This is a genomic window from Novosphingobium sp. FG90, assembly GCF_057808725.1.
Genome location: NZ_JBMDIO010000013.1, coordinates 1 through 15065, shown reverse-complemented (window position 1 = coordinate 15065; position 15065 = coordinate 1). Strand labels below are relative to the sequence as shown.

Here is a 15065-nt window from a genome sequence, read left to right as displayed (position 1 = left end):
CGCGATGGCCCGATCGACTTCCCCTGCGCAGGGCTACCAGGGCGTCGCCGTCGCCTGTCCGGTGACGGTGCCCTATCAGCGTTCCAGCGAGCGGCAGGCGCACTGGTTCTTCGGCCGCGCGCTTGCCGCGCTGGTCGCGAAAAGCGGCATCGCCAAGGACGAGATCGACGGGTTGGCCTGCTCCTCGTTCACTCTCGGATCGGACACCACGGTGGCCCTGACCGAGCATTTCGACATGTCCCCGCGCTGGATCGAGTGGCTGCCCACCGGCGGCGCCAGCGGCGTCATGGCACTGCGCCGGGCCGCGCGCGCGGTGCAATGCGGCGATGCCTCGGTGGTCGCCTGCATCGCGGCGGATACTGCCAATGCGCAGACTTTCGCGCGGCTCGTCGGCGATTTCAGCCGTTTTTCCAACGAGGCGGTCCTGCCGCAGGGGAAGGCGGGGCCGAACGGCGTCTTCGCGCTCATCACCGACAACTACATGCGCCGCTTCGGTGCGAGCGCAGAGGATTTCGGCCGGATCGCTGTCTCGCAGCGCGCCAACGCGGCCGGCAATCCCAACGCGCTGCTGGGCGACAGGCCGCTCGACATGGCGGGCTACCTCGCCGCGCCGCCGATCGTCGAGCCGATCCACAAGTTCGACTGCGTGATGCCTTGCGCCGGCGCCGAAGCCTTCCTCGTCATGACCGAGGAGCGCGCGCGCGATCTCGGCCTCAAGGGCGCGCGCATCATGGGCTCGATCGAGCGACACAACGCCTATTTCGCCGACCCGGTGGCGATCCGGGGCGGCTGGGCGATGGATGCCGACGCCTTGTGGGCGCAGGCCGGCATCGCACCCGGCGATGTCGACTGCGTGCAGACTTATGACGACTACCCGGTGATCTCGGCCATGCAGATCGAGGATCTCGGCTTTTGCGGCAAGGGAGAGGCGCCCGCCTTCCTGCGCGCGCGCGACCTTACCGTCGCCGGGGACTTCCCGCACAATACCTGCGGAGGCCAGCTCTCTTGCGGGCAGGCCGGGGCGGCGGGCGGTTTCCTGCCGGTGGTCGAGGCGCTGCGACAGGTCACCGGCCAGCCACTCGGCGCGCAAGTCCCCGGTGCCCGGATCGCGCTGGCGAGCGGCTACGGGATGGTCACGTATGACCGCTGCCTGGCGACGGGCGCGGTGCTGCTGGAGCGGATCGCATGAGCCTGCCGCTGCAGTTCTGCCGCGCCTGCGCCGCCGCCCAGTATCCTTCGCGCGATGCCTGTCGCATCTGCCTTTCGCCCGAACTGGAGGTGCAGGAGGTGCCCGTCGCCGGCACCGTCATCAGCGAAGCGACGATCCACCGCTCGCTCGATCCGGCCCTGCTCGCCGACGGGCCACTGCGGACAGGGGCCGTCGCCAGCCCGCTCGGCATCCGCCTGATCGCCCTGCTCGCGCCCGGCGCGCATGCGGGATCGAGCGTCGAACTCTCGCCCTGCCCGGATCGGCCGGGCGCCATCATCGCCCACCCGGCGCAGCAGGTCCAAGGATCATGACGGTGAATTCAGTTTCCGAAGCCGCAGACCGCAAGCGCACCCTGAGGCGCGCCATCGCCGCATCGATCGTGGGCAACACGCTCGAATGGTACGACTTCTTCCTCTACGCCACCGCAGCCGCGCTGGTGTTCGGCGACCTGTTCTTTCCGGTCGGGGCAGACCCGCTGGTCAACACGCTGGTCTCCTTCGCGGGCTATGCCGTCGGCTTTGCCGCGAGGCCGCTGGGCGGGCTCGTGTTCGGGCATGTGGGCGACCGCTACGGCCGCAAGACCTCGCTGTTCTGGACACTGGCCATCATGGGCCTGGCGACCTTCCTGATCGGCCTGCTGCCCACGTACACGCAGATCGGGATCTGGGCACCGATCGCGCTCGTCGCGCTGCGCGTCGCGCAGGGCATAGCGGCGGGCGGCGAGTGGGGCGGCGGCGTGCTGCTCATCACCGAAAACGCCCCCGCCGGGCGCGAGGGCATGTTCGGCGCCCTCAGCCAGAGCGGCGTGGGCCTGGGCTTCGTGCTCTCGACTTTCGCCTTCTACCTTGCCGGACTGCTGCCGCAGGAGGACTTCGTCAGCTGGGGCTGGCGCGTGCCCTTCCTTGTCAGCATCACGATCTTCGCGGTCGGCCTGTTCATCCGCTTCCGCGTCTCCGAGACGCAGGACTTCCAGGCCGCCGAGGCTGAAGGCCCGCAGCACGCGCCGCTGGCCGAAGTGCTGCGCCAGCACCCGCGCGAGATGATCGTGGGCATCGGCGCGCGCCTGGCCGAGACATGCGGCTCGCACCTGTTCATCACTTTCGCGCTGGCTTACGGCAAGGCGGTGGGCGCCGAAGTGGACACGCTGATGCTGGGCGTGACGCTGGGCATGCTGGCGGACAGCATGATGATGCCGGTGTTCGGTGCGCTTTCGGACCGCTTCGGGCGGCGCCCCGTCTACATCTTCGGCGCGCTGGCGATGCTGGTCTTCGCCTATCCGTTCTTCGCGATGCTCGAATCCGGATCGACGATGCTGATCGTGCTGGCTTTCGTCATCGGCAACGGGGTATGCCACGCCGCGATGGTCGGCGTGCAGCCTGCGATGTACAGCGAGATGTTCAGCGCCCGCGTGCGCTATTCCGGCCTTGCCATGGCGCACGAGGTGTCCTCGCTCATCGTCGGCTTCTCGCCGCTGATCGCGACGGCGCTCTACGCCCATTACCGCAGCCCGACGCCGGTGGCGCTGTTCCTCGGCGCGATCTGCCTGGTGTCGGCGTCCTCGCTGCTGCTGTGGCGCCCGAAACCCTGATTTCCCTTCCCATCTACCGCAGGAGACCGCCATGGACCTTACCCGCCGCTCCCTTCTGACCGCCGCCGCGACCGGTCTGGCCACCGCTTCGATGCCCGCGATCGCGCGTGCACGCACCGGCAAGGTCCGCATCGGCATCCAGACCTACAGCCTGCGTGACCTGCTGCCGACGCCCGGCGACATGGTCGACAAGATGATCCATGCCTGCAAGGACCTGAACGTCGACATGATCGAACTGTTCGAGCCGACCGTGCAGCCCCCCGCGCTTTCCGCCCATGCACCCTGGGCCTTCACCGGCGGCAAGCCGACCGAAGCCTCGCTCTACGGGCGCCCGCCCGAAGGACCGCGCCCGGCCGAAGTGCTCCGGAACCGCGAGGCCATCCGCACTTGGCGCATGGCCACCCCGGTCAGCCATTTCCGTGAGATAGGCCGCCGTTTCCGCGCCGCCGGGATCGAGGTCCAGGCGTTCAACTTCGGCCTCAAGGACGATTGCACCGACGCCGAAGTCGAATGGGGTTTCGCCGTGACGAAAGCCCTGGGCATCAACCTGATGACTGCCTCGACGACGCTTTCGATGGCGAAGCGCACCGTACCTTTCGCCGCGAAGCACCGCACGATGCTGGGCCTGCACGGCCATTCCAACTTGCGCGATCCCAACCAGCTCGCCACGCCCGGCAGCTTCGAGCAGGGACTGGCGATGTCACCCTGGTATCGCCTGAACTTCGACATCGGCCATTTCGCCGCTGCCGGGTTCGACACCCTGGGCTTCCTCCACAAGCATCATGACAAGGTCTGCAGCGTCCACCTGAAGGACCGCAAGGCGGACTTCGGCATGAACATGCCCTTCGGCGAAGGCGACACGCCCATCGCGGGCGTCGTGCGCACGATCACCGAGAACCGGTGGAACATCCCCCTCATCCTCGAATACGAGTATGCCGGCGGCTCGTCTGAAAACGAGCTTCGCCGCGCGATCGGATACGTCGAGAAATACGTCGCCCGCTGATCGCCCACGGCCCGGCGCGATCCGCATGTGGCGATGCTGCGGTCGGAACCCCCTCGTGATTCCGGCCGCATCCCCCATAAATCCGGATCGTATTTTGTGAATTCACTTTTGGCTTGAAATGATATCCAGCACGAGATACAAAAAATTGTCACACAGCAAAATCGCATGAGAAAACGAACCGAATCATGGAAGATCATGGTTCAGGCGACCGCAAAACCCTCATGATCCCGATAAAGCAGTGAGACCTGATTGCTCATCAGGAGAATTCAGAAAATGCCCCTCGCCCTGGCCATTCTGGCTGCCGCCGCCGTCTCGGCCGCCCCTGTCAAGCCAGCCAAGCCGCCTGTGGTGGAGCGCGTTCTCGCGACGGGTTCGTTCAGGTCGGCAGCGCAGGCGCTGCGTGCTGGCCACGAGCGCTTCGTCGAAGAGATCATCAGGATCACCCAGACCGCTTCCTGGCCTTTCGGCGAAGCCGACCGCGGCAAGCTGGTCGCACAGATGATGCGTGACAGCGGCCTCCGGTCGGTGACCATCGACGAGGTCGGCAATGTCATCGGCCTGCGTCCCGGCCGCAATGCGAAACTGCCCCCGCTCGTCGTCGCGGCGCATCTCGACACGGTGTTTCCGAAGGGCACCGACGTCACCGTCCGGCGGGACGGCACGAAGCTGATGGCGCCCGGCATCGGAGACGATTCCCGCGGCGTTGCGACACTGCTCGCCATCGCCCGCGCCATGGACAAGGCCGGCGTGCAGACCGACCGCGACATTCTGTTCGTAGGCAACGTCGGCGAGGAAGGTCCGGGCGACTTGCGCGGAATGCGCCACCTGTTCCAGAACAACCCGCGCGCCAGGGCGGCTGCCGGGTTCATCTCCATCGACAGTTCGGGCTCCGGCGGCATCGTCACGCGCGGGGTCGGGTCGAACCGCTATCACATCGTGTTTTCCGGCCCCGGCGGCCACAGCTACGACAAGTTCGGCATCGTCAATCCAATGGTGCCGCTGGCGAAGACGGTGACCGGGCTCTACGACATCGCGCTGCCTGCCGCACCCAAGGTCACCTATTCGGCAAGCGTGGTGGGCGGTGGCACCTCGGTCAACACGATCCCGCCGCAGGTCTTCCTCGACGTCGACATGCGGTCGATTTCTCCTGAGGAAGTCGCGCGGGTGGACGCCGAACTCCACGCCATCGCACAGAAGGCCGTGGATGAGGAGAACGCCGCGCGCTCGACCGCGCGCGGCAAGGTCAGCGTCGATTTCCAGGTGATCGGCAAGCGCCCGGCGGGCCACACCGACGAGACGAAGGGGCTTGCCGCCATCGCCTTCCGCGTCGCCGAGGCATTCGGATACGAAGGCCGCTTCATCGAGGTTTCGACCGACGCCAACGTCCCGATGAGCCTTGGCATCCCGGCCATAACCATCGGCTCGGGCGGCACCGGCGGCGCCGAACATTCGCCCGACGAGTGGATCGACGTGGCGCTCGAACCCAGCGTCAGGGGCCTCACGGTCGATCTCGCCACCATCATTTCGGCAGCGAGCGCGAAACCGTAGCGATCAGGACATGCCCGAAGGTGCCGCATGAGCACCGGGCAAGGAAACGAGAGGGCGAGGGAGACACAAGACAAGCAGGCAGGAGCGAACCGGCAGCCCGCAACGGGCGCCGCGCCAGAAGACCATGAAACTTCATATTTAAAATATCCATCCCCCGCGACCAGCCTCACCATCGGTGACGGACAATCGAACAGGCGAGGGATGCGACAATCGGGGAATGAACATGAGCGTGGGATCCTTTATGTCGAGAACATCCGTCTTCGCGGTCTGCGCGGCGGCCTGTTCGATCAGCCTGCCTGCTTTCGCGCAGGATGCCGCCAGCACCGAGGGCGGCCTCAGCGAGATCGTCGTCACCGCAGAGAAGCGTCCAAGCACCGAGCAGAAGACGCCGCTGTCGCTCACCGTGCTGAGCGCCGAGACGCTCCAGCGCAACAGCGTCGGCAATGTCGATGACATCAGCCGCGTGGCGCCTTCGGTCTCGATCACCAATTCGGGCGCGGCGCCGATCATCGCCGTGCGCGGCGTCTCCAGCCGTGACGTCACCGAGATCGGCGACCCCGCCGTGTCGATCAGCATCGACGGCTTCAACCTGCAGCGCGCGACCAGTCTGCAGGCGGGTTTCTTCGACCTTGAACGCATCGAAGTGCTGCGCGGGCCGCAGGGCACCCTGCTGGGGCGCAACGCCACCGGCGGCGCGATCCAGGTGATCACCGCCAAGCCCTCGCTCGACGGCTTCAAGGCACAGCTCGGCGGCGAGATCGGCAACTACGATCTCTACTCGACCAAGGGCATGGTGAACCTGCCGGTCACCGACGACCTCGCCATCCGCGCCTCGTTCCAGACGCGCGACCGCAACGGCTATCGCAACACGCCGGGCAAGGACGGCGATGACGAGCACAGCAAGGCCGCGCGCCTGCATGTGCTGTGGAAGCCGACCTCGCGCCTCAACGTGCTGCTGACCGGCGAATACGCGCACAACAACGGCGTCGGCACCGTGATCAACGGCTTCCCGCTGCAGACCTATACCGCCGCCAACGTGCCCAGCGGCTTCAACGTCGGCGACATCATCCTGCAGGCTCCCGACAAGGGCAGCGCCAAGAGCTTCTACAGCCCGGACGGCGGCTTCATGCGCTACACCGTGTGGAACGTGCGCTCGCAGATCGACTACGACCTCGATTTCGCGACGCTGACCTACCAGGGCGGCTATCGCCACTTCGACTATGGCCGCAAGTACGCATTCGGCGGAAATCCCGGCACCAACCGCCAGACCCTGTCGTTCGAGCAGTACGAGGACGTAGGGACCTGGAACCACGAAGTACGGCTGTCATCGAACTCCACCGGCCCGCTCAAGTGGCAGTTCGGCGCCTACTACTTCCGCGAGACCAACGACTTCGTCGGCCTGTTCACCGATTACCCGGATCAGGACAACATGCATGGGGATTACTTCCTCATCCAGCGCTTCACGTACCCGGATATCACCGCAGAGGCCAAGGCGCTGTTCGGGCAGGCCTCGTATGAGATCGTCCCTGGCCTGACGGCATCGCTGGGCGCGCGCTATTCGAAGGACAAGAAGGATCGTCACACCAATATCCTGACGACCAACTTCAACACCTACATCGCCACCCGCTGCGACCTGACGGACAGTTGCGCCTACACCACGACCACCGGCTACCAGGTCGCCAAGTCGAGCAAGACGACGTTCCACGCCGGTCTGGACTACCAGATCACGCCGCAGAACATGGTCTATGCCAAGTTCGACACCGGCTACAAGGCGGGCGGCTTCACCGACCTTGGCATCTACGATCCCGAAACCGTGCAGTCGTACGAGATCGGCGCGAAGAACCGCTTCTTCGGCAATACGCTGCAGGTGAACCTTTCGGCCTACCTGTACAATTACACCGACCAGCAGGTCAGCCAGTCGATCATCAACTCGGCGGGCGGTGTCTCGGTGCAGATCCTGAACGCGGGCAAGTCGCGCTACAAGGGCATCGAACTCGACACCATCTGGCAGCCGACGCCGGACGACCAGTTCTCGGTCTACATCGCCTACTCCCACGCCCGCTACGTGGACTTCGCGACCGGCACCAGCGGCGTGCTGCTGCGCTACGCGCAGGCCGACGGCCGCGCCGTGCCGGTCTACGGCAGCGACGGCAGCACCGTCGTCGGCTACAACTACCAGCTGTCGGGCAAGCGCCCGCCGCAGTCGCCCGACTGGTCGATCAACCTGGGCTACCAGCACGACTTCCACGTGCTTGGCGGCACCCTGACCCCGCGCGCGCAGACGCATATCGAGTCCAGGAGCTACTTCCAGATCTACAACTTCGATACCGACAGGCAGAAGGGCTATACCCGCTCCGACCTGATGGTGACCTACACCCCGGGCGCGGCGAACTGGACGCTGACCGCTTACGTGCGCAACATCGAGGATCGCCTGATCCTCGCCAACGGCGCCCTGCCGACGAGCGCGACCTACCAGTCGTACCGCTACCAGTACCAGGCGCCCCGGACCTTCGGCGCGTCGCTGACCTTCAACTGGTAAGCCGCCGCTCCGACCGCATGGCGAACGGGAACGGGCGGCGCTGCAAGGCGTCGCCCTTTTCCACTCGCAAGGCCCGGATGCGAATCCCGACAAGGCAGAAAATCGAATAGGCCAAAGCCGGCACAGTACCCGCCGGTCGTCTCTTCCAATGCTCAGGATCGCGCTTCATGCCACATCGTCCGCCTTCGCCCCCGTTCGTCTCGTGCAGCCATCGCAAGAGGACGCGAAGTGCACTGCTGGTATCGCTGTGCACGCTTTGTGTGCCGTTGAGTGCCGCTGTCGCGCAGCCTTCCGAAGCGGCCCTCAGGGGGGCGGTCGAGCACCAGGTTCCAGCCTCGATCCGGCAACTTGGGGAGATGGTCTCGATCGATTCCGGCTCATCCGACGCCCCCGGCCTCAAGGCGATGGCGGACTATCTCGCGGCTCGCCTGAACGGGCTCGGCGCAACCGTGGAGCGCAAGGCGGTGCCACCCGCCGCCGGTGACATGCTGGTCGCCACGCTGCACGGGAAAAGCGCGGGAAAGGATGGCCGCCGCTTCCTTCTGCTTGCCCACATTGACACGGTCTACCAGCCCGGCGCTGCCGCGCGGTGGCCGTTCAGGGTCGCCGGCGACCAGGCCACCGGCCCCGGCGTCAGCGATGACAAGGGCGGCATCGCCGTGATCCTCGGCACCCTGGAAATGCTCCGGGAACTGGGCTTCGACGACTATGACACGATCACCGTGGCATTCAATCCGGACGAGGAGATCGGCTCCCCCGGCTCGCGCCGCCTGATCGAGCAACTGGGCGCGCGCCACGACTATGTGCTGTCCTGCGAGCCGGGCGGCGGGCAACGTATCCTCGCGACCAGCGGCATCGCCACGCTGTCGATGAAGGTCGAGGGCAAGGCCGCCCACGCCGGTGTCGCCCCGCAGGACGGACGCAACGCGCTGGTGGAGGCCGCCGACATGATCGTCCGCACCGCCGCGCTCTCCGACCCGGCAAGAGGGTTCAAGTTCAACTGGACGATTGCCAGTTCAGGGGCGAAGCACAACATTATCCCCGACCTCGCCGAAGTGACGGCCGACATCCGCTACGTTGACGAGGCAGACGTCACCGCGACGATGGCCCACCTGCGGCAACTGGCCTCCACGCCGGCAGTGCCGGGCACGCGGGTAAGCTTCACCCTGAACCGCAACCGCCCGCCGATGATCCCCACCGACACCGCGCGCAACATGGCCAGTGTCGCCGCCGAGGCCGCGCGCGATTTCGGATATCCGATCACCATTCTGGACCGGCCATTCGGCGGCGGCAGCGACGCGGCCTATGCGGCGGCTTCGGGCAAGGCGGGCGTGGTCGAAAGCTTCGGCATCGGCGGTTCGCATGGCCACACGTTCGGCGAGGAAACCGCGGACCTCGGCTCATTGCCGTCCTCGCTCTATGTCATGGCACGCACGATCATGGTGCTGGCCGGGCGGTAACCTTTTTCAGGCGGTCAATTCATCGCCGATCGCGCGCGCCAGGATGACCATGAACTTGTCATCCGCATCGCCGAAGCCCTGCAGCGGTTCCCAGCCCCCCGCCAGCAGCAGCGTGTCGGCGCTGCGCGGATCGTACTTGTGGCTGTTTTCGGTGTGGATCGTCTCGCCCGCCGCCATCGTGAAACAGCGGCCGCAGACCTCGAAATCGATGTCGCGCGTCGCTGCGATGTGCATCTCGATCCGGGCGCGATCGTCGTTCCAGACCGCGCGGTGCGCAACCCCGTCACGCGGAATCGTGCCGCCAAGCTCTTGGTTGATGCGATCCGCCAGATTGAGGTTGAACGCCGCCGTCACGCCTTGCGCATCGTCGTAGGCGCGGACGAGTTCCACCTCCGCCTTGATGCGGTCGAAGCCGATCAGCAGCAGGCTGCCCGCGCCCAGCGTCTCGCGCATCGAACGCAGCAGGTCGGCGGCCGCCAGCGGCTCCATGTTGCCGATCGTGGAGCCGGGAAAGAAGCCCAGACGCGGATGATCGCCCACTTCGGCGGGCAGCGCGGTGGGCATGCTGAAGTCCGCCTCGACCGGGTGGATCGGCAGTTCGGGATAGCGCGCCGCCAGCGCCTCGCAGGATTCGGAAAGGAATGCGCCCGAAATGTCGATCGGCACGTAAGCGGCGGTCCAGATCGCATCGAGCAGCAGCGGCGTCTTGGTCGCGCTGCCCGCGCCGAACTCCACGACGACGTGATGCCGCGATCCGACCATGCGCCCGATCCGCGTGGCGTGGGCCATGAGGATACCGGTCTCGACGCGAGTGGGATAGTATTCGGGCAGCCGGGTGATCTCTTCGAACAGCTGGCTGCCGCGATGGTCGTAGAACCAGCGCGCCGGAATCGCCTTGCGCGGCTGCGAGAGGCCGGTCAGCACGTCGCGGCGGAACTGCGCGCGCAGCGCATCGCGGGAGGTATCGATCAGTTCGCGGACGGCGGTGGCCATGGTCTACAAGTCCTTAGCGAGGCGCACGCCGGTGAACTGCCAGCGCTTGTCGGGGGGAAAGAAGTTGCGATACGTGCCGCGCGAGTGCCCGCGCGGCGTCGCGCAGCTGGCGCCCTTGAGCACGCACTGCCCGGACATGAACTTGCCGTTGTATTCACCCACCGCACCTGCCGCCGGGCGGAAGCGCGGATAGGGCAGGTAGGCGGAACGGGTCCATTGCCAGCAGTCCCCGAACAGGTCGGACGACCCCTGGGGGTGGGCACCGACAGCTTCGTCAAGCTGTATGCCGCCCGCCGGATCATGCCCCGCCGCCGCGACTTCCCATTCGAACTCGGTCGGGAGGCGGTGCCCCGCCCAGGTGGCGAAGGCGTCGGCTTCGTAGAACGAGACATGCGCAACCGGCGCATCGGGCAGGATCGGCTGGAGACCGGACAGCGTGAAGGCCATGTCATCGCGCCAGTAGAGCGGCGCCGTCAGCCCCTCTGCATTGATCCAGGCCCACCCGTCCGACAGCCACAGCGCCGGGTTGCGATAGCCGCCGTCGGCGACGAACTCCGCCCATTCGCGGTTCGTCACGAGACGACGGGCGAGGGCGAAAGGTTCGAGCAGCACCTCGTGTTCCGGGCCTTCGTTGTCGAACGCGAAGTCGCGTTCCCCGCCGCCATGTCCGATACGATGGCGACCGCCTTCGTACCAATGCCAGCCCATCGGTCCGACGGACGCCGCCCCGCACTCCGATGCGAGCGGACGGGCATAGGCAGGCGCCAGGGGGTTCAGCGAAAGCGCGTGCTTCAGGTCGGTTAGCAGCAGTTCCTGGTGCTGCTGCTCGTGGTTGAGCCCCAGCGCGATCAGTCCGGCAAGGTCGGCGCGATCCAGAAGCAGTTCCACATGCGCGTCGACATGGGCGCGGTAGGCCAGCACTTCGTCCAGCGCGGGGCGCGAGAGCATCCCGCGCTGCGGGCGCGCGTGGCGCGGCCCTTCCGCCTCATAATAGGAATTGAACAGGAACGGCCAGGCCTCGTCGAACAGCCTGTAGCCGGGCAGGTGGTCGCGCAGCACGAAAGTTTCGAAGAACCACGTCGTATGCGCCAGATGCCACTTCGCCGGGGAGGCGTCCGGCATGGACTGGATGGTGGCGTCGGCATCGGACAGCGGGGCGACAAGCGCCTCGGTGAGACTGCGGACTTTGGTGAAACGGGTCGCCTGACATGAGGCGGAAGCCACCAGGGGCGAACGGTCGGTCGTGGTGGCCATGCCGCTTTAACGACCGGTGCCGCCCGCGGATGCATGACGGAATGAATATTGCGACGAATTGCGCCCGCCCGCATCCGATCCGGGACGAGCGGCGTCGTTCGGAGAGAGAATAGCGCCCAGAACCTCGCCGTTTCAAAAAAATGCGGCGGGAAAATTTTCGCACCGCAACTTTTTGCCGCCCGCCAGCGAACAGCGATGGGCAGGCGCCGATCAAAGCGCCTTCACCATATCCTCCTGGAGCCCCCTGTTGGAGCAGAGCCGATGAAAATCCGGAAGAATTTCGCCTTGTCGCTGGCCGTTGGTCTATTCATGGCCGCCATGCCGAGCCAGAGCTTCGCCGCCCTGCCGCAAGGCGCGAAGGCCCCCGACTTCACCTTGCACGCCGCGCTGGGCGGCAAGCCCTTCGACCTCTCGCTGGCCAAGGCGCTGAAGAAGGGGCCGGTCGTGCTTTACTTCTTCCCCGCCGCCTTCACGTCCGGCTGCACGGTCGAGGCGCACCTCTTCGCCGAAGCCACCGGCGATTTCAAGAAGCTGGGCGCCAGCGTGATCGGCGTGACCGCGGGCAATGTCGAGCGTGTCGCCGAATTCTCGAAGTCGGAATGCCGCAACCAGTTCGCCGTCGCCGCCGACCCGAACGCCAAGGTCGCCGCGAAGTTCGACGCGACGATGCAGGGGGGCAAGCAGACGATTTCCAACCGGACCTCGTTCGTGATCGCGCCCAACGGCACGATCCTGCTCAGCTACACCGACATGAACCCGCAGGCCCACATCGAGAAGACGATGGCCGCAGTGCGCGCATGGAAAGCCAGGCACGGCTGACCTTTTCCGCCACGATCGATCCTTCCCGTCGCCAAGAGGCCCCGTCATGCCAGTTGCCCTGTTGTCCGCCTTCCTCGGCGGGCTGATCCTCAACCTGATGCCCTGCGTCTTTCCGATCATCTCGCTGAAAGCGTTCGGGCTGGCCCGCCAGGGTGGCGATCCGCAGCGGATGCGGCATGAGGGGCTGGCATTCCTCGGCGGAACCGTGCTGGCGATGCTGGCCCTCGCCGGCACGCTGATCGCCCTGCGTGCCGGCGGGCAGGCGGTGGGCTGGGGCTTCCAGCTCCAGTCCCCGCTCGTGGTCGCCGTGCTGGTGCTGGTACTGCTGGGTTCGGCGCTCAACCTTGCCGGTCTCTTCGAGTTCGGCCTGGGCCTGCAGCGCATGGGGCAGACTCTGGACGGGAAGGACGGGCTGCTGGGTGCGGCGCTCACCGGCGCGCTGGCCGTGGTCGTGGCGACGCCCTGCGCCGGACCGTTCATGGCAGGGGCCATCGGCTTCGCGCTCGTCCAGCCGCCGCTGGCCGCGCTCGCCATCTTCGCGGCGCTGGGTCTGGGCGTGGCCGCGCCCTTCACGGCGCTGTCCTTCAGCCCGGCGCTGGCGAGGCGCCTGCCGCGACCCGGAGCATGGATGACGACGCTCAAGCATGCGCTGGCCTTCCCAATGCTGGCCGCCGCCGCATGGCTGTTATGGGTGCTGGCACAGCAGACCGGAAGCGCGGGCCTGGCGCTGATGCTGGGTTGCGCCCTGCTGCTGGCCTTTACATGCTGGATCTACGGCATGGCGCAAAGGCGCGCGATGGTCGGTCGCCCCGCCGCTGTCCTGCACGGTGTCACGATCGCGGGCGCGGCGACGATCGCGGTGCTCTGCGCCATGCCGGGCAATGCGCTGCGAGCCTCCCCCCCGGCCGCGCAGATGCAGGCATCCGCCCGCAGCGAACGGACCGACATCGCGCCGGTGTCCTGGTCGCCCGAAGCGGTCGCGAAGGCGCGGGCAGCCGGTCACCCGGTCTTCGTCGATTTCTCGGCCGAATGGTGCCTGACCTGCAAGGTCAACGAAAAGGCCGTGCTCTCCACCGCCGCTTTCAAGGACGGCATCGCGCGCACCGGCACCACCTACATGGTGGCGGACTCCACCAACTATGATGCGCGGATCGAGCAGGCTATGATGGGACTGGGCCGCTCAGGGCTGCCGCTCTACCTTGTCTATCCGGCCAGGGGCGGCGATCCGGTAATATTGCCGCAAGTGCTGGACACGAAGACCACGCTCGATGCACTGCAGGCCGCGTCCGGCAAGAAGGTTTGACGAGACGATGCATACGATCCCGCCCGTTCATCCCGGAAGCCGCGTGGCCCCCGAGTGAACGATACACTGTCGTCGGAAAATGTGGCGCCGGAGAATGCCGCGCCACAGGATGCATGGCCCACCCTCATGCGGCGGGCGCAGGACGGCGACCAGCGCGCCTACCGGCTGGTCCTGCGCGCGCTAGTGCCGGTCGTCCGGGTCAGGGTGCGCCGCCGCATCTTCGACGAAGCGCTGGCCGAGGATGTCGTGCAGGACGTGCTGATGACCCTGCATCGCCTGCGCCATACCTATGATCCGGCGCTGCCGCTGCTGCCGTGGGTCTCGGCCATCGTCTCGGCAAGGGCGGTAGATGCGCTGCGGCGGCAGGGTCGGTCGCGCGGCAGGGAGATCAACCGGGACGAAACCCTGTCCGGCACCGTCGATCCCGGCGCTGCGGCGGCTTTCGACGCCATCGACGCCGAACGGGAACTGGCGGGGATGCTCGACATCCTGCCCGAACGCCAGCGCCAGATGATAGAACTGGTGAAGCTGCAGGAGATGACGCTCGATGCCGCCGCGCAGGAAAGCCGCCTCTCCGTCTCCGCCGTAAAATCCTTGCTGCACCGCGCGATCACCAGACTGCGCGAACATGGAAAGCAGACACATGGTTGACCATGACACCCTTATCGACACGCTTTGCGACGAGGCAGCGCCGGTACGGCGCGTGGCTCCGGCCTGGCGCCGGGCGCTCGGCTGGACCCCGGTTGCACTGGGCTTCGGCTGGCTCATGACGCAGCTGCTCCATCGCGCCGGGACGGACTGGAGCGGCCCCCTCGCCGGGGTCGCGGCCGCGAACATCCTGCTTTCGCTTGGCCTGGGGATCGCCGCGCTCACGGCCGCCCTGTCGATTAGCGTGCCGGGCCGGGTCGCGCGGGTAAACGGCTGGATCGTGACCTGCCTGACCATCTGGCTGGCACTGGCGGCCTACAGCATCGGCATAGCCCGCCATCCCGTCGGGCAGTTGGGCCACGGCAGCTACTGCTTCACGTTCGTGCTGGTCGCCGGAGCCCCCATGATCGCGGTCACCGTGCTCGCACTGCGGCGCACGCGGTCGCTCCACCCGATCCGCTCCCTGACGCTCGCCGGAGCGGGAACGGCATTCCTGTCGTTCGGACTGCTGGCGTTCTGCCACCCCGTCGCAATGTCGGCGATGGACTTCGCCGGCCATCTCGCCGCCGGCATCCTGCTTGGCGCACTGACCATCGCAGTCGGCCGCAAGGCGATCGCGGCGTGAGATATCGCGCCTGAAAATACCGGCACGCCGAAAATGAAAGTGGGGGGGGGGGGGGGGGGGGGGGGGGGGGGGGGG

Annotated in this window: 14 protein-coding genes; 11 read left to right on the top strand and 3 right to left on the bottom strand. The window is 66.7% G+C overall.

All coding sequences use genetic code 11. From position 1 onward, the window contains the following. Positions 1-4: 4 nt before the first annotated feature. The 6 genes from ACODRZ_RS13310 to ACODRZ_RS13285 all read left to right on the top strand — a co-directional run bounded on the left by ACODRZ_RS13310 (position 5) and on the right by ACODRZ_RS13285 (position 7888). Positions 5-1189: a thiolase family protein gene (locus ACODRZ_RS13310; RefSeq protein WP_488971304.1), complete on the top strand. Its 1185-nt coding sequence runs from the start codon at positions 5-7 to the stop codon at positions 1187-1189. Further along, positions 1186-1521 (top strand): Zn-ribbon domain-containing OB-fold protein, encoded by a 336-nt coding sequence (locus tag ACODRZ_RS13305; RefSeq protein WP_488971303.1) that lies wholly within the window; start codon positions 1186-1188, stop codon positions 1519-1521. Before ACODRZ_RS13310 ends, ACODRZ_RS13305 begins: the two co-directional genes overlap by 4 nt. Further along, positions 1518-2798, top strand: coding sequence for an MFS transporter (locus ACODRZ_RS13300; RefSeq protein ID WP_488971302.1), 1281 nt, complete (start codon positions 1518-1520; stop codon positions 2796-2798). Before ACODRZ_RS13305 ends, ACODRZ_RS13300 begins: the two co-directional genes overlap by 4 nt. Before the next feature lie 31 nt (positions 2799-2829). Then, positions 2830-3801, top strand: a complete 972-nt coding sequence (locus tag ACODRZ_RS13295) for a sugar phosphate isomerase/epimerase family protein (protein WP_488971301.1) — start codon at positions 2830-2832, stop codon at positions 3799-3801. 273 nt (positions 3802-4074) lie between these two features. Further along, the gene (locus ACODRZ_RS13290; RefSeq protein ID WP_488971300.1) at positions 4075-5349 is read left to right on the top strand and encodes a M20/M25/M40 family metallo-hydrolase; all 1275 of its coding nucleotides are present in this window, start codon (positions 4075-4077) and stop codon (positions 5347-5349) included. Between the two features lie 241 nt (positions 5350-5590). Further along, the gene (locus tag ACODRZ_RS13285) at positions 5591-7888 is read left to right on the top strand and encodes a TonB-dependent receptor (RefSeq protein ID WP_488971299.1); all 2298 of its coding nucleotides are present in this window, start codon (positions 5591-5593) and stop codon (positions 7886-7888) included. On the opposite strand, the gene ACODRZ_RS13280 is transcribed toward ACODRZ_RS13285, so the two are convergent. Next, on the bottom strand, positions 7878-8057 hold the full coding sequence (locus tag ACODRZ_RS13280; protein ID WP_488971298.1) for a hypothetical protein: 180 nt from the start codon (positions 8055-8057) through the stop codon (positions 7878-7880). The two genes, ACODRZ_RS13285 and ACODRZ_RS13280, sit on opposite strands and share 11 nt — an antisense overlap. On the opposite strand from ACODRZ_RS13280, the gene ACODRZ_RS13275 reads away from it, so the two are divergent. Next, on the top strand, positions 8056-9348 hold the full coding sequence (locus ACODRZ_RS13275) for a glutamate carboxypeptidase (RefSeq protein WP_488971297.1): 1293 nt from the start codon (positions 8056-8058) through the stop codon (positions 9346-9348). The genes ACODRZ_RS13280 and ACODRZ_RS13275 overlap by 2 nt on opposite strands. A 6-nt stretch (positions 9349-9354) precedes the next feature. On the opposite strand, the gene egtD is transcribed toward ACODRZ_RS13275, so the two are convergent. After that, a complete protein-coding gene (egtD, locus tag ACODRZ_RS13270) occupies positions 9355-10341 on the bottom strand; it encodes an L-histidine N(alpha)-methyltransferase (protein WP_488971296.1) in 987 nt (328 codons plus the stop codon). Between the two features lie 3 nt (positions 10342-10344). Then, positions 10345-11595 carry an ergothioneine biosynthesis protein EgtB gene (gene egtB, locus ACODRZ_RS13265; protein ID WP_488971295.1) on the bottom strand — a complete coding sequence of 417 codons (1251 nt, stop codon included), beginning with the start codon at positions 11593-11595 and terminating at the stop codon, positions 10345-10347. Between the two features lie 261 nt (positions 11596-11856). Here egtB and ACODRZ_RS13260 point away from each other — a divergent pair, with 261 nt between their 5' ends. Genes ACODRZ_RS13260 through ACODRZ_RS13245 form a run of 4 tightly spaced genes read left to right on the top strand, consistent with a single transcriptional unit; the run spans position 11857 to position 14990 of the window. Beyond that, entirely contained in the window at positions 11857-12414 is a 558-nt protein-coding gene (locus tag ACODRZ_RS13260) for a peroxiredoxin (RefSeq protein ID WP_488971294.1), read from the top strand. Positions 12415-12460: 46 nt separating this feature from the next. Further along, entirely contained in the window at positions 12461-13717 is a 1257-nt protein-coding gene (locus tag ACODRZ_RS13255) for a protein-disulfide reductase DsbD family protein (RefSeq protein ID WP_488971293.1), read from the top strand. A 54-nt stretch (positions 13718-13771) separates the two neighbouring features. Next, positions 13772-14368: an RNA polymerase sigma factor gene (locus ACODRZ_RS13250; protein ID WP_488971292.1), complete on the top strand. Its 597-nt coding sequence runs from the start codon at positions 13772-13774 to the stop codon at positions 14366-14368. After that, positions 14361-14990 carry a DUF1109 domain-containing protein gene (locus tag ACODRZ_RS13245; protein WP_488971291.1) on the top strand — a complete coding sequence of 210 codons (630 nt, stop codon included), beginning with the start codon at positions 14361-14363 and terminating at the stop codon, positions 14988-14990. The genes ACODRZ_RS13250 and ACODRZ_RS13245 overlap by 8 nt, the downstream gene beginning before the upstream one ends. The last annotated feature ends 75 nt before the right edge of the window (positions 14991-15065 follow it).

Bases quoted from the DNA above. Each gene is read 5' to 3' on its own strand.
- ACODRZ_RS13310 (WP_488971304.1), top strand. From the start codon at position 5: ATGGCCCGATCGACTTCCCCTGCGCAGGGCTACCAGGGCGTCGCCGTC.
- ACODRZ_RS13305 (WP_488971303.1), top strand. From the start codon at position 1,186: ATGAGCCTGCCGCTGCAGTTCTGCCGCGCCTGCGCCGCCGCCCAGTAT.
- ACODRZ_RS13300 (WP_488971302.1), top strand. From the start codon at position 1,518: ATGACGGTGAATTCAGTTTCCGAAGCCGCAGACCGCAAGCGCACCCTG.
- ACODRZ_RS13295 (WP_488971301.1), top strand. From the start codon at position 2,830: ATGGACCTTACCCGCCGCTCCCTTCTGACCGCCGCCGCGACCGGTCTG.
- ACODRZ_RS13290 (WP_488971300.1), top strand. From the start codon at position 4,075: ATGCCCCTCGCCCTGGCCATTCTGGCTGCCGCCGCCGTCTCGGCCGCC.
- ACODRZ_RS13285 (WP_488971299.1), top strand. From the start codon at position 5,591: ATGTCGAGAACATCCGTCTTCGCGGTCTGCGCGGCGGCCTGTTCGATC.
- ACODRZ_RS13275 (WP_488971297.1), top strand. From the start codon at position 8,056: ATGCCACATCGTCCGCCTTCGCCCCCGTTCGTCTCGTGCAGCCATCGC.
- ACODRZ_RS13280 (WP_488971298.1), bottom strand. From the start codon at position 8,057: ATGAAGCGCGATCCTGAGCATTGGAAGAGACGACCGGCGGGTACTGTG.
- egtD (WP_488971296.1), bottom strand. From the start codon at position 10,341: ATGGCCACCGCCGTCCGCGAACTGATCGATACCTCCCGCGATGCGCTG.
- egtB (WP_488971295.1), bottom strand. From the start codon at position 11,595: ATGGCCACCACGACCGACCGTTCGCCCCTGGTGGCTTCCGCCTCATGT.
- ACODRZ_RS13260 (WP_488971294.1), top strand. From the start codon at position 11,857: ATGAAAATCCGGAAGAATTTCGCCTTGTCGCTGGCCGTTGGTCTATTC.
- ACODRZ_RS13255 (WP_488971293.1), top strand. From the start codon at position 12,461: ATGCCAGTTGCCCTGTTGTCCGCCTTCCTCGGCGGGCTGATCCTCAAC.
- ACODRZ_RS13245 (WP_488971291.1), top strand. From the start codon at position 14,361: ATGGTTGACCATGACACCCTTATCGACACGCTTTGCGACGAGGCAGCG.